Annotated in this window: 16 protein-coding genes and 1 pseudogene; all 17 read right to left on the reverse strand. The window is 39.9% G+C overall.

All coding sequences use genetic code 11. The features are described from left to right. Positions 1-103: 103 nt before the first annotated feature. Positions 104-568: a lysozyme gene (locus ACG94X_RS14040; protein WP_419384403.1), complete on the reverse strand. Its 465-nt coding sequence runs from the start codon at positions 566-568 to the stop codon at positions 104-106. Positions 569-592: 24 nt separating this feature from the next. Continuing rightward, positions 593-802, reverse strand: a pseudogene (locus tag ACG94X_RS16975) (DUF7940 domain-containing protein); the annotation flags it as partial. Next, positions 803-1,108, reverse strand: coding sequence for a phage holin family protein (locus ACG94X_RS14045; protein WP_419384331.1), 306 nt, complete (start codon positions 1,106-1,108; stop codon positions 803-805). 20 nt (positions 1,109-1,128) lie between these two features. Continuing rightward, complete coding sequence (locus ACG94X_RS14050; RefSeq protein ID WP_419384332.1) at positions 1,129-2,037, reverse strand: phage baseplate protein; 909 nt, start codon at positions 2,035-2,037, stop codon at positions 1,129-1,131. 34 nt (positions 2,038-2,071) lie between these two features. Beyond that, entirely contained in the window at positions 2,072-4,156 is a 2,085-nt protein-coding gene (locus ACG94X_RS14055) for a hypothetical protein (protein WP_419384333.1), read from the reverse strand. Position 4,157: 1 nt separating this feature from the next. Beyond that, positions 4,158-4,859, reverse strand: coding sequence for a hypothetical protein (locus ACG94X_RS14060; RefSeq protein ID WP_419384334.1), 702 nt, complete (start codon positions 4,857-4,859; stop codon positions 4,158-4,160). Between the two features lie 77 nt (positions 4,860-4,936). Then, entirely contained in the window at positions 4,937-5,185 is a 249-nt protein-coding gene (locus ACG94X_RS14065) for a hypothetical protein (protein WP_419384335.1), read from the reverse strand. Between the two features lie 44 nt (positions 5,186-5,229). After that, the gene (locus tag ACG94X_RS14070) at positions 5,230-6,606 is read right to left on the reverse strand and encodes a hypothetical protein (protein WP_419384336.1); all 1,377 of its coding nucleotides are present in this window, start codon (positions 6,604-6,606) and stop codon (positions 5,230-5,232) included. Between the two features lie 2 nt (positions 6,607-6,608). Further along, complete coding sequence (locus tag ACG94X_RS14075) at positions 6,609-7,607, reverse strand: hypothetical protein (protein WP_419384337.1); 999 nt, start codon at positions 7,605-7,607, stop codon at positions 6,609-6,611. A 16-nt stretch (positions 7,608-7,623) separates the two neighbouring features. After that, on the reverse strand, positions 7,624-8,526 hold the full coding sequence (locus ACG94X_RS14080) for a hypothetical protein (RefSeq protein WP_419384338.1): 903 nt from the start codon (positions 8,524-8,526) through the stop codon (positions 7,624-7,626). Next, positions 8,523-9,155 (reverse strand): hypothetical protein, encoded by a 633-nt coding sequence (locus tag ACG94X_RS14085; RefSeq protein WP_419384339.1) that lies wholly within the window; start codon positions 9,153-9,155, stop codon positions 8,523-8,525. The genes ACG94X_RS14080 and ACG94X_RS14085 overlap by 4 nt, the downstream gene beginning before the upstream one ends. Then, positions 9,152-9,352 carry a hypothetical protein gene (locus ACG94X_RS14090; RefSeq protein ID WP_419384340.1) on the reverse strand — a complete coding sequence of 67 codons (201 nt, stop codon included), beginning with the start codon at positions 9,350-9,352 and terminating at the stop codon, positions 9,152-9,154. The genes ACG94X_RS14085 and ACG94X_RS14090 overlap by 4 nt, the downstream gene beginning before the upstream one ends. Before the next feature lie 35 nt (positions 9,353-9,387). Further along, a complete protein-coding gene (locus ACG94X_RS14095; RefSeq protein WP_419384341.1) occupies positions 9,388-11,448 on the reverse strand; it encodes a packaged DNA stabilization protein in 2,061 nt (686 codons plus the stop codon). Next, a complete protein-coding gene (locus ACG94X_RS14100) occupies positions 11,441-12,073 on the reverse strand; it encodes a hypothetical protein (RefSeq protein WP_419384342.1) in 633 nt (210 codons plus the stop codon). The genes ACG94X_RS14095 and ACG94X_RS14100 overlap by 8 nt, the downstream gene beginning before the upstream one ends. A 41-nt stretch (positions 12,074-12,114) precedes the next feature. Beyond that, positions 12,115-12,939, reverse strand: a complete 825-nt coding sequence (locus tag ACG94X_RS14105; protein ID WP_419384343.1) for a DUF4882 family protein — start codon at positions 12,937-12,939, stop codon at positions 12,115-12,117. 146 nt (positions 12,940-13,085) lie between these two features. Beyond that, positions 13,086-13,601, reverse strand: coding sequence for a hypothetical protein (locus ACG94X_RS14110; protein WP_419384344.1), 516 nt, complete (start codon positions 13,599-13,601; stop codon positions 13,086-13,088). 63 nt (positions 13,602-13,664) lie between these two features. Beyond that, on the reverse strand, positions 13,665-14,900 hold the full coding sequence (locus ACG94X_RS14115) for a P22 phage major capsid protein family protein (protein WP_419384345.1): 1,236 nt from the start codon (positions 14,898-14,900) through the stop codon (positions 13,665-13,667). Positions 14,901-14,907 lie beyond the last annotated feature (7 nt).

Genomic DNA, 14,907 nt, shown 5'->3' on the forward strand with positions numbered 1-14,907 from the left:
TGAACAAAGAAAGTTAAATCCTGTGCTTGACTCTTGTGGTTAAAAACAGGACATTTTAAATGGTTTATCGCATAGACATTTTAATTGGTGAATAACAAGCCCCCTAAAGGGCTTTCTCAAACAACTTCCGTTCTTTAGCGCGACGATTCACTAAACCTTGCACAACCTTGCCTTTGACTTTATTCCATACATCAAATTGAGCAGCTGCACCTTTATAATCTTGAGCGTTCAATTTTTTAAGCAATGTTGAGTTAGCAAAGGCATTCACACCAATGTTGTAAGTCAAGGAAACGAGCGCATCATACTGGTTCTGATTAAGGGGTACTTTGACTTTATTCACAGCAGCTTCAAAGCTTTTTAGATCAGATGCCATATATGCTTTGGCTTGCTCAATGGTGCAAATATCGCCTTTTTTGACTTTGACACCGTTACGAATAATTGTGCCATAGCCAATGGTCCAAATATTTGCACTGTCGAGGTATGCTTCGAGTTCTAAGCCCTCATAACTACAGATCGCATCAATCCCTGCCTTACTTGTCACTTGTGGAAGTTTGGCAAAACTTTGAATGTGAAATTCAGGCTGTGCTTTGAGTCGAGCCAAAACCGTTGCAACACCAACAAAACAGCCGACAAACTCCTTCCAATTTTCAGGAATTAAATTCTTGGCATCTTGAGGAATCAAATTCCATACTGTTATAAAGTGCTCGGAGAATAAACTCAGGGCAAAAAAAATGGCGCTTAGAGCGCCAACTTGTACTGTTTTAAGTTTGTATGACTGTTTCCAGTTATCTATTAATTTCATTTAAATTTCACCTGCTTTGTTTTTAACGACTTTACGCAATTGCGCCTCAATAAACTGACTACCCAATGTTCCAAGAAATGCCCCTAGTCCAAGCACACCGAGCATGCTTAAATCTGAAATCCAAATTAAAACGGCTCCTGCGCCAAGTGTTGCGAATCCATTTAAAATGGAACGACCAACAACCACACGCCATGTGAGTTTCTCTGTGCTTACAAGTACCTTAGCCATGGCAATTACAACCCCCATGAAGATTAATTGAAGTGCTACTTTTTCATGCTCTTGCATGTAACCCCCTGTTTTTGGCATTAAAAAAACACCTTTCGGTGCTATGTGATTCTTTTCCATATCGCAAATACCATGCTCGGCTGCACGATATTGTGAGGCTCCCCACCCCCAGTGTTTTCTGACGGGTTTGATCCATTCGCAGCACTAGCCGTACCATTAATTACACCACTGCCAGTTGTATTAGTTGAATATCCAACAGCATGACTATGCGAAGGGATTTCGGGTACAGTTAGAGTATGTTGAAACTCCCCAAATGCACCGCCTAGAATTTTCGTCCAAGATGGATCAGAGGTTATATCTGATAATCCAACGATTGCTTTGCCTTTTGATATTAGCTCCCACACCCCATAACCGAGCCTAGCACTTGGATTCTCAGGGTTCAGCGTTATATAAATATCGCCTATTTTAATTCGTGTAATTGCTACTACTTCAATTAATTGTTGCTCAAAATCTTCCTTTAAAGCTGTTTTTGCAGCATCGACAGCAGCTTTGATTGCTTTGTCTCGCTCGGTTTCAACTTCGTTTTTAACTTGCTCTTGCAGATCAGTAGTATCATCAATAAGGTCATTAATCTGGTCGGTATGTTCATCACGTGCAGACTCTAAATCAGTCACACGTTGCTCAATGCTGTTTGAGCCGCTTGAGTTATTGTCAATCAGGTTTTGAGCAATAGATTCAGCATCGGCAATGCCGTCACCCTCTTCAATCAAATTTCCATCTGCATCAAATATCTGAAAGAAATAATCACCTGATATATAGATCGATGCGCTACCTGTGTCGTCTAGGATCACTGGATAGGTGTTGAAATTATCCATACTCTTGTCGGAGTAGGTATCTTTCTCTGTGGTTGTGCTACCTGCTTCGTACGCATAGACCTGACCACCAATCAATGGTTGTCCATTCTTGTCAAAAGCTCGAAATCGCACAGGTGTTAGTGGGTATGCTGTCATTTTTAACCTGCATTAAAAAACCGCCTTTCGGCGGTTATTGGTTGGATTTGGTTAGATTAGATCCTGTCGTCGTTGAGAGCTTTTGAGCCATCTTGAGAAGGTTTTCCAAACCCTTTGAGTTGGGTGGAAGGTCTTTAGCAGCAAGTAGGATTTTTCGTCCTGTTGCTGTGGTGAGTAATGTTTTTACTAATGTTGCTTGTCCTGCAATTTTCACAGCAACAGGTAAACTTGCTAAAGAAATAGCACCAAATGCAAGGCGGTTACCTGTAGGTGGATTTTCAGCATATTGTCCTGCTCTCTCCACATGACGCATCAACTTAACAAAGCCGTCCATTTCAGCCTTATCAGCACCCTTAAAGACACCTTGATAAGGTGCATGCATTTTTTCAAACTCCCCTGCAAATTTAGCAGGACTGAAAACACCAGTGCTTTCATTGGTAGCCTTATCTAAAGCCCTATTTGCCATCTCATAGCGCAGTGCTGCTTGCCCTTTAGGATCAAGATTCTTGTAAAAATTAGCGGCCTTATCACCCTTACCCATCTGAATAAATGTTTTGAATATTTCATCGGGTGTATTACTGCTCATGGAGTTAGCAAGCGCTTTATCTTGTCCCTCCTTAAGGCTTCTATAAAAAGCATTGGCATGTTTGAATTCACCAATCAGTTTTGGATTACCTGAATTTAATGCAAAATTAGCCATGTCGTCATCTATAGCTGAGCGTATTTGCGTTAATCCAGTGGTTGAGTCTCCTGCTTGACCCCATTTACGTGACAACTCACCAAGTCTAGATCGTGCTGTTTTAAGTTCTCTGTAATTTTGAGGATTATTAGCATGAGACCAGTTACTTCTAATGCTGTTTAATTCAGCGAGTAGTTCTTTGTTTGGAATGGTTTTGGAATCAGCAGCAATAACATCATCAATAGCTTTAAGCATTTGAGTGGCAGGCACTGGTGCATTGCCTGCTTGCTGTTCAACTCTGTTAAACATATTCGATGCTAGTTTGTGGCCACGCCAGTTCTTAATCTCTGCTGCCGCTTGCATAATTTTTCCTGAATCACCGTCTGTTTTATTTACGATCTCCAAAATTCGCTGAGCGTTCTTATCCCCATTGCTTGCCGCAGTTTGAATCTTACCTAGACTTTTATAATTCGCTTCTGACATTTTACCTTGAAGTTTTTCAACCACTTTATTGGCAGCCAACTTTGCTTCTTGTTGCTGCCCCTCTCGGAATGCCGCGGTGCCAAAAAAAGGAACTTGTTCATTTAAAACTTCAGCTTTTTGCAGAATTGGATTTCTACCGATGTCACCAACAGAGGAACGAACTCCATGCTTTTCACCTTCATCGACCAGTTCTTTTACACCTGTACGCATGTTGTTTTTAGCGGCATTTACTCCTCTAACAATAAGGTCACTCGCCTTTTTTCCAACAACACCGCCAACAGCACCCCCAACCGTTCCTGCAACGGTATTTTTAAGCCGGGTATCGCTATCTTTTGCAAAACCTGCGCCACCAATTAAGCCACCTGACAATGCACCACGACCTGCAAAACTAAGCGCACCGCCTCCACCTGTTAGCATTAAAGGTGCTGTTCCTGCAATCGCACCACCTAAACGCCAACCATCAAAGCCTTGATCATTCGCTTCACGACGAAGGTTATGCCATTCCTCAATCTCTTTACGTTGTTTTGTCATGCGATCATAGGATTTGGTATCTAAATTGGTTCCCAAAATTTTATTACTGGTTTGACCAATTTTATCAGCGGCTTTCGAAAATAATTGCTGTACTCCTGCCCCCACTTCAGATCCACCCAGTAAGGCGGATTGCCATGCTTCTGTTTTACCTTCATTTTTCGCATGCTTAAGCATTTCTTCTTTTTGGGATTCTTTCCAGTCGAAAGGTTTAAAGGTAGATTTTTGCGTTTGAAGGTTTAAACCAAATCTTGCTGCAATATCAATATCCGTTGCTCCACCTGATTTAGCTTCTTTAGAAAATGCCGAAAAATTAGGGAGCTTTTGGGAGCTTGCGATTTTTTGGTAGATTTCTTGGTCTGTTGCCCCACCTTGTTTAGCATCTTTAATAAAACCTTGTATTCTTTGCTTTTCGGTTAATTGAGCCATGCTATCCACCTTTTGGGAATAATTGAGTGACTTGCTCAGCACTTAAATATTGTGGTTGATTATTTTGCTTAGGAAACAATCTGGAAACATCGGTGCTATTGAGATATTGAGGTTGTGAAGTGGTTTGCTGTGCCGCTTTGGGAAATAACTTTGAAACTTGATCATTTGATAGATATCTGACTTCTTGGGGTTGCTGTACTTGAGATTGCCCTCCATTTCCAACCTGTCCACCCATCGCTTGATAAAATTTATCTCTATTTACATGACCTGATTTATAGACAGGATCGTCATATCGCCAACGTATATAGTTACGCCCTAAAGCAGCAGCACCCGTCTGATAGTCGACATTAGGATTGTTTAAAAAAGCTTGTGCTGTTTTGTTATAGGTTTTATTGGTTCTCATCTCATTAACAGAAAAACGAGCCATGGCATTGAGTGAGTCTTGAGTCGGTAGAATGCTATTTCCACGAATCAACCCCTGCGATTGTAGAATCCCTTGTAATGCTCGCCCTCTGTCACCTTGCCACGACAACATGCCAAGATTAGTCGCTTTATTTTTAGGGTCAGAGTGAACGCCAAAAATGTTCTTTGGATCAAATGAGCCCTCACGACCTACTTCAGCAGTGATGATTCGAGATTGATTAGATGACAAACCTGCATTCAAGTAGGCTTGATAAACTTGTCGTTGTAATGGGCTTGCCATACTTTTCTCCAGGCATAAAAAAACCCACCGAAGTGGGTGGGGTTTTAATTCACTATGATTATTGGATTAATTGTTAATCATTCATATCTATCCTGAAACATTTGTTCTTTCCAGACATCTTTAACATCTTGAGAGACGGGCGGTATATCCTCATGAAGCCTTTCAATCATACTTTGCGTTAAATGTAATTGCTCTTCGATATATTTCAATGACAAGCTCATTTCATCGTGCATCTTAAACTGCTTCTGCTCAATATCGCATAGCTTGCTCCATACCATCCAAAAAGCAAACCCCAATAATGCCAATAATCCTAGACCAAAAGTCATAAAAATCCCTCATTGTTATAAGGGATTTATAGCATAAAAATTAATCACATTCCATATTTTGAAGCAGCTGAAGTGACTGCTTTCTGACCCGTGTTTGCATATGGAATACCCTGTTGATTTGGTTTTGTTTCTTTGGGGATTCCTTGAATCTCGGCATATTTCTCATTGATGTCTCGAATTGCTTTGATTGCTTCCAGTCTTTGACTTACTGGAATTGGTTCACCTAACCTGCCTGCCATTTCTCGATAAAGTTGTACATCTTTATCCGATTGTGGGCCCTCCATTCTAGGCATCATCATCACCAAAGATCCTTGCAATGCTTTCAGAGCTGCCAAGTTATCCGCTCCATTAGGTGATCTACCAAAGAAACTGGCAGTAGTGTCCATCCGTTCACCAATACCAGAATGGGTAGAATTTGGAATTAAGCCTTCAGCTTGTTTTAAAAGTGATTCCATTTTATCAAGTCTTTCAGACTCTTTACGTATATCTGTAGGAGATTTGGTACCAACACCAATATGCTGCCCACTTTCGTTAATCATAGGCTCATACTTTCCTGTAGCTGGGTAAAATATATAATTTTTCCCATCAGTTCCTGCGGTAACTTGCCCTTTTTCATTTTCAAATCTTAACTTTTGCTCATTAAATGCCTGTGTCGCTTTAAACTGTTTATCTTCCTGCACTAATTTAGCTTCAGCAGTTGCGGCATTAGAATTAGCAACATACTTAGACGCATCGTTATTCATACCAGTAGTTTTAATACTGGTTTCGTTACTCGCAACTGTATTAGCATTGGGTTGCATATATTCAATCGGTTTTTCAGCACCAAGTAAGCCAAAGCTATTACGCATTTTTTCAAAGTCTGCAGTACCATTTGTCGTATCTGTTACATACCCACTCAACATGGTATTGGCACTGTTAATAATTTCAGGTGATAAACCATATTGCTGACCAAATGTTGCCACTTTAGTTAATGCATCTGACGGACTTGTTGAAGTAGCAATAATATTAGCAAGTGAGGTTTGACCTTTTTGCGTATTCTCAAGCCCTTTTCCAACACCTTCTTGTGATAATTTCCCTGTTTCCGCATCGGTCTTAGCAGTATCAGCTTTAAATTTAATCGCATCCTGCTGTGCCTTATATTTCGCAGCATTCTGCTGTTGAATTAAACCTGCCAAAGTGGTGACGGTATTGGCTTGATACGCTTGCTTTGGATCTGTTTGTGCAGAAAGCAACGCACCGCTTAAATCCATCTGACCATCCAAACCTGTATTTTGAGCAAGTAGACGTGAAAGTGTGCCTTGCTGCCCACGTTGTTTCACATTGTCATAGAGGTCTAAGGTATTTCTGGTTAATTGGTTAAAATCAATTTGTGGTGCTTGTGCAGCTAAGGCGACACGAGTATCTAAAGGAATTAATGACATAATTACCCCGCATAACTATTGGTTTTATACACTGGACTTGAAAAATCCTGTGCAGATAGATTTTTATTCTTACCCATGCCCGACATTAAACCTGAACCCATTGGCCCACCAAGTGCCATTGCACCTATGGACGTACCAAGACTGAGTAAACCACTTAACCCTTGACCACGTGCGTTAGCAGCACCGACTTGACCACTTGCATTGGCATTCGCAGCACCAAGTAAACCATTGGCTTGCGCTGTTGCGCTATTAATCCCTGCATTGCTCAAAGCTTCTGCCGATCCCAATACGCCACTTGCATTCGCTTGTGCTGAACCGAGTAAACCTTGTGAAATCAATTGGGAAAGCGAAGTCTGATTACCTGCAACATTCGACGCATTGTTATAGGTCATATTGCTCATATTATTGGCTGCGCTTTGCCCCATGCCTGCTGTGGTTGCTAAGCGATTAAAAGCATTGCTTTGATCATTGCTAAAACGGTTATAGGCATTGCCATATTCCTGACTTGCCAAATCACTGTTATAGCCATTCAGTGCTTTGAGTGTTGCACCTGAAAGTAATCCACCACTTGCCGCAGCACTAGATTGAATCCCATCCATACCTTGCTGTTTACGAAAAGCATAACCAGGATCAGCATTAAAATCGGATGCACCAAAACCACGAGTTAAAGAACCATCTCCCAAGCCTTTAGACAATAGACCCGATGCTTGAGTACCAAGGTCTGCATAGGGTTGTTGAAATCCTAAAGCAGAACTTAAACCATTGTTTAAAGTGGAATTGGCATTTGCATATCCAGTGTTTAAATTGTCATTTGAACCAAGATAACCTTGACTCAAAATACCCGACCCTTTTAATGCTGCATCAGACTGCGTTTGCCCTGCGGTATTGTATGCACCGCTGAGCATATTGCCTGCTTGTTGTGATGCTTTCGCTTGCATTTCCGCTGCACGTTTTGCGGCTTTGGCTGCATCAGAGCCAGTTAAAGAACTTAATAAGCCCATGATTGGCTCCTTTTATTTAAATTAAACCCACAGCAGGATTTATTAACGTTCCCACATGAAAAGGTATAAAGTTATATGACTCACTCGACGGTGTATTTTGAGTACAATAAAAACGCATTGCGTTAATGGCAGGGGCTTGAACAAATCCAAAACTATAAATACTCATTGTTGTACTGTACAAAGCGAAGGTTGAAGTTAAGCCAACGTATGCTGGACCAACCGCTGTTGTAACAAACCAATCTTTGTTTCCTATAGTAAAAATCGGATCATTTGTTGTGATTTGATTTACTATTTGAAAACTACCTTTCATCCACAGCTCACCATTGATATTTGCTATTTTTAATGTTGTGCCAGGCAAATGGACCTTAACGTTAAATATGGCAATGGTTTTTACGTCAATCCAATTGACGGGCTTATTTGCACTAGAATTAGCTTTAATCTGCGCTTGAATCTTTTGCAAAGCGACAATCAAATTATCCGTTGCCAAAATATCAGTCGGTGTGCCAATACCTAACCCTGTCAACACAGTATTCAGTACACGTTGCTCTTTGAAATATAAGTTTTGACTACCTTCAGGCACTTCATCAGTATTTGCACCTGTATTAGCTTGGCTAATGACCCACTTGCTATCCGAGCTATCCCAAATGGCAACCATTCTGTCAAAGCCTGATCCTGAGTCGATATGAGCATAATCACCATCCGTAGCGGTTGGTAACACCTCAGTCAAAGCAACATAACTGGTAAACACCCCTTTAAAATGCTGAATATATTCAGATCGATCTAATTTACCTGAAATACCCAAAGCATCTTGCGTTGCGACAAGGGAGGTTTCGCCTGTTCCGCCATGCTCAATCGGTACAACGTCATTCGGTTCAAACTCACCCAATCCATCAGGTCTGTGTTTTAAAGGTGTCGTCATGTGGTCACCATTTGAATGTCTTGCTGAACACCGTTAGAGAGAAAGAAAGGTAAAAAGTAGTTAGGGGTCAATTCCAAATTTTGCTGAGAACCATCAGATAAAAAAAATGGCAGTGATAATTTCACTGCCACGATTTCCGACCATTCCAAGTCCTTTCGCCCATAGGTTTTCCCATCGATGGGAGCCTCAACAAAACTGGAACGTGCAAGGTTGTTGATTTGATCTTGTAGTCCTTTAAACTTCACACCCGATTCTTTCTGCAAAGCATCAAATGCCTTTTGCAATTTACCAAACGATACCTCTAACTGACTGAAATCATGCTCAGTCTGCTCAATGCGTTTATTGACGCTATTGATATCGTTTGATGTTGCAAAATTCTGCACAGAATCAGTGATCAATGTGTGTAAATCATTGATCTGTTTTTGCTGTGCATCACTGGTCTTTTTCGCTTGTTGTGCAAGTTCTAAAGCACGATCTGCAATTTTTTTTATCTGTGCAATAGATTCTGTATTATTTTGACTCGAGTCAGAATAAACAGAATACAGTCGCTCAAAAAAAATAAGCCAAACCGTAGTGATTTGACCATTTCTATCGACAATCATGTCACGTGCAGGGATACCTTGGCTCATTCTAATAATCCCTCAATGATGACGATCTTGATCGGCTCGGAACAACGAATACGAAACACTCGATCCGCACCTGAACCTAGTCGTCGTGCAATGACTCGTTTACGGTACTCACCTTTTTTACCCAATGGCATTAGGCGAGTATCAGACCATGTATGACCGTTGTCGTCTGACCAATTGAGTTGTAAAAGTGGTTCCATGATTGCTCCTTTTTAATTAAAGACTCGGCCCAGTTCTATAAGCGACCACAACTATGTAACTCAATAAATTCTGCATCGTAATCAATTATTGATGGAATTGGATCGGTCACTAATAGCCCTTTAATAGCTTTCCAGATATCCCAGTACATATCTATATTATAAGGAGCATCATCTGTGGGTATTAACGGATAAAATCTTACAGTGATGGGATCTTTAATACTGTCATCTGAATTGCCTTTAATTTGTAATACTGAATCGCTTGTATTTAGATTGAAATATTCGTCGAAAGAGTAACCGTTATGTGTGAAAGGTTCAGTGAGGTTGCTATACAAAACAGCATTTTCAAAAGACTGGGTAAGGCTAGAAGTAGTTCCTGTACTGCCAAAAACAACAACTTTTTTCTCACTATTATTCACGGTATATGTAATACCATTCGATGAATTTGCCCACCTGTATTCATTTAATTCTGGAATCTCAAACGTTGATGGTTCACAACTAACTATTGATGGTAATAAACACATCACTAATTCTGAATCAACATCAACAAACATGACTGTTGGATTCGTGTTCCACTCACCGATATTTATTGAATTCATACCTTCTGTACCACGAACAAAATTGAGTTTGACTCTTGAGATATCAGGTGAATCAGTAAACACCATCACAGTTCTGTCTTGTCTCCTAAACACAACATTCCCAAACTGTTTAGTTGCATTTTCTTGATCTAATTCTAATAAATCTTCACCTTCTGCAACTAGTACACCGTCTACCCAAATTTCCTTAACTTTATCTAAATCCGATCTACCATTTCCAAAATCAACAGGTAGACCTAATATTGTTGTTCCTGTAGCACCTTCACAACTGATACTTGGTGGTTTAGGATCAATATTCTTGTCTTCAGAAGTATCATTAAACCCAGTCTCACACACAATCTGCAATTGATTAAAACGAGTCAATTTCTTATCAGTAATCACGGCTTGTGCTGTTCGTTCACGTAAAATCAATTCACCATCATCAGTAAACGTATTGTTATCTAACTGATACAGCTTGCCGTTGCGATAATCACCGACAATATGTGCATTGTTAAAATAAGCATGATGTTGTGAACGATGGCGTTCATGTAAGCCTTGAACATTGGTAAATGAACGTTGATGCCAAAGCCCTGTAGATACATCAAAACAAAAAGTCACATTGGCAGATGGGAACGAAATCACATAGAAAACATGCCCTTCTTGTTGATAAGCGTAGGCAGATGCATCCGAAGTCTTGCTGTATGAAGATATTTCCTCTTCTAGTGCATGGGTAGATATCCGCTCAGGTAAACCGCCTGCACTCATCACAATCTGATTACCGCCAAACTCACTGACACCTAACCAAATCACACCAGTCGATAAAGAAATAATACTGTCGGGAGCAACACAACCAAATGCCATTGCACCGCCTGACAATCTTGAAAATGGTGAATTGCTTGAACCTGTACCGTAATAACGTTCTACACTTTGCGCCCCAAACAACCATAACTCACGGTTAAAGGTGATAATTGCGGTGATGTTGTCAGGCGTAGATTCAGCCGTTGCATAAGACAGTGCATTCACCGTCGTACTATACAAATCGGACCAGTAGAACTGACCTGTATTGGCTTTATTCACAACGAAACGACCATCTAAGAATAAGACATGCGTAGAGCGTGGAATTGTTGAGCCTGACAGGCGTTCTAAAGACAAGCTTTTAAGATTGAGTGAATAGGTATAAGTACCATTTACAATAAGCGCAATCTGACCATTATCAGCAATTCGTACTGTACCCAACGCACTAATTGAACCCACCTCTGTTAATTCAAATTTACTGGCTTTGCTGTGATAGAGCTTCTTTCCAATCACTGCAAGCAAAGCACCATTCGATAAAACATATAGGCAACGAGTCGCGGCAACATCACCGCTAAATACTTTTTTTAAACCAGGTGTGGGCATCAATGCAGCAACACGTGAACCGTTTGGATATTCAATCGTTTGTGGATACCAATTAATGCAGTTTTGGCAACTTATGCTTTGAGATTGCATTTTGTATGCAGCACCCACCAAAGGCAGTTTAATCATAACAACCTCGACTAATTCCCATCAATACTGGATCAGGTTTTGCAGGTGTAGGCGTAGATTGTGCGCGATGCATAATCCGCATGGCTTGTTGATACTGCATTTGAATATCAGCAGTAACAGGCAATTGATATTCAGGTGCAAGTTCAATCGCCAAAGCGTACTTAATCGCACGTAAATACTCAGATGGCACTAAAATATCATCGAGCGGTTTCAGTGGAAATTGAGGACTAATCAAAGATTGAATCATCAATAGACCTGATATTCCCTGCGGTATAAACAACGAATAGCCTATTGGTAATTTCTTATAGGTGATGCTGTGAGGTGGTGTGTTTAGCGCAATGTCACGATAGAGCCGAACATCTCGCCCATTTAACTTCGCTTCATCTGAAATTAATTGAGCATCAACTTCATAGACTGATTGCCCTGTTTCGAGTTGAATTTCTACATCATCAGATAGGTAAACATAGTCACGTGAAGCTGACCATTGACCCAACAACATATTTAAAGCAGATACTGCATCGTTCATCTCGGCATCAGTCATATTTTCACCTGACGCTACGATGCCGATAATACGTGCGGAGGCGTGGACAAGTTCACGGACTTTCATTGGATTTTCCTTAGACATAAAAAAACCACTCTTTCGAGTGGTCTTAGTTTTATTAATTTTTAGATCGTATTACCGCAGATATCTTTAGTACCTGTTGGATAAACTTGTGTCATTTTCGAGTAATCAGTTAGCAGCTGTACTGAAACATTTTTGTTGGTAAAAACTGAATTTTGAAATTGTGTTGGATTTATATTTCCAATAAAACCGATATTCTGAAGACTATTTTCAACAACAACACTGGTTAATCCATAATTAACACCATTAATTATATAACCAACTTGTTTGGATGACTGATCGATATAAACACCAACCTTAATTTGACCATTGGTAGGAATATTTATTTTTCTTAAATCCCGCAATAAATCTTTTGGCACTAACTCATTATTTGTGCCTTTTTTCAGTGAATAACCATTTAATATTATGTAATACCCATTATCGTAAGTACTAAAATTATTGGCAGCAGCAAAACTAATATTAAATATTAACTCATTTTTAATAGCTGAAGACCCAAGCATTTGTAGACCGTATTCAAAGCTTTCTTCCCCACTTCCCATATTCAAATTAATGTTTGAAACATCAAAGTTCGCTTCAAATGCTATCTTTCCTGTACTGTTTGCTATCGCTTTATCTAGTACACGATAATTAGAATCACCTATCGAGTGTGTAGTTAAATAATTAAATAATGTATTAGAGGTTGCAGATTTGGTTACCTCTGCTAATGGTTTGTAAGCGTCAATATTTCCAGAGATTTTTTGCTCTACTAAATTAACTACAGGATAAACATTATCTGAAGTCCCTGTAATTTTATCAAAATTATAAGTACAAGCTGCCCAAGAGCTGATAGTCCCTGTCCCCATTACAATAGCCAATAATATTTTTTTCATTTTCTAAGTCCTTTTTTGTTGAAATTTCAATATATGTTTATATTAGAAAACAAACAAAAAAAGCAGATAAGTGGTAGTTTATGTACTTATTTTTAAACTATTTTTAAATTTAAATACAAACCACTTATCAACTATTAAATGCACTTTTATCGCAATAAATCAATCAAAGTATCTTTACTGTCACGTGCTAAATACTTAATGCCTTTTTCATCAAGAATTACTCGGAGTTGCTCAGAGGTCATAGCGTTGTAGTCTGCTGCAACTGGTGGGGTCTGTGTCGTTGGTACAGGCTGATAAGAATCAATGATTTGCTGCAACTGCTGATTAGCTTCACGCTCTTGAATCAATTGAGCCTTTAAATCATCATTTTCAGCTTTGAATTGATCACGCTCAGTTTGAGCTACATTGAGCTGTAATTCTTTCTGCACCAGTTCTTCACTAACAGCATCGAATTGCTCAACAGGGACGAAGGCATTTTTAAAGTCGCTGCTTGATGCACTGCTAATCATGCCGCCTGAAGTTCGTGCTTGTTCACTTTCTAAATCCGCAAAATCAACAAAGCCCAATTCACGTAAATCAACCTCATGATCTTCGTTTTGAGCTGATTTATGCTCATAAGATTGTGTTGTGCCCAAGTAGAGCATCTTTGGAAAGTCGCGCATTGTGTTACTCCAAAAATGACAACGCCCCAATAAAGGGGCATGTGTTGTCATGGGTTTGATTGATTAGCCGATTCGACCAATACGTGCAGCGTGGTTACCACGAACCATGGTAAAACCATAAAGAACGTCGATACGTGTTCCTTCATAGTCACTGACCCAGTTAGCCCCTGTTTGCACACGTAACGCCATGGTTTCAGTGTTAAAGGTATGTCCTTCACAACCTGCAAGCACTTTTAACGGTACGAACGCAGCACTAAACGCATCTTTGGTATAGCAAAGCGCTTGATCAATCACATCATCATCAGCACCAATGAACGTTAAAACCACACCATTTAAAGCAGAGGCAGATACATTGGCGTTTGCTTGTTTGGTTGCACCAATCGCATCAGGTGTAATTTCAGGATAGATTTTTAAAGTTGCTGTTGCACCGCCTGCCGTAACATCTTCAAGCACCACGAACTGCATTGGTTTGCCGTAAGATTTACGTGTCAATGGATGTAACATTTCAACGGCAGCCAAAGTAAACACCTGACCTGCTTTAATCACATCACCATTTGCCAAACCACCTACAGTCAAAGTACCGCCTGTTTGACCTGCACCACTTACGGTAATACCCGATGTTTTACCGTTCTCTTGACGATAAATATGCTCAGACTCTACAAAGTCAAAGCCACGTGCACGACCCACATAGCCTTCTTTATATTGCTTGGCGATTTCAGCATTAGGATTAAACAAAGTACCCGATGTATCGACAATGCCATTGGTAAATTCAGATGACAGTAAAGCGATACGACCTGCTGTAGGTGTTAATGAACGAGCCAACATTTCACGTGCACGACCAAATGGTGCTAAAGGTGAAACTTCATTCAACCCCATCAATGTGCCATTGTTAACCGTTACGATTGCACGCTTTAATAAATCTGCATCAATATCTGTGGCCAAAGATTGAATAGCAGGTTTTAAAAAACGATCTTTGAACTGGGTTAAATTCAAAGCTTGTTCAGCAGCACCGAATTGCAATGACACATGCTTTTGAGTATCCACTTTTAAAATGCGAGAAGATTCTTGTGCATTTAATGCAGCATCTTGCCCTTTATATTCCTTGCCTTCTGTGACAATTGGAATAGGTGGGATCTTAATTCGAACTTCTTCACCCACTTTATAACCTGAATTATCTTTATTAAATTCTTGTTCACGACTACGGTTAATCGATTTAATAAAAACAGATTCTTCAATCAACAATGCCGCAGCCTCTTTAGCTACTTTATTGTGCGTTAAAATTTCATTATTTTGAGACATATTTTAA

It is taken from the genome of Acinetobacter psychrotolerans, assembly GCF_048552595.1.
GTDB lineage: Bacteria > Pseudomonadota > Gammaproteobacteria > Pseudomonadales > Moraxellaceae > Acinetobacter.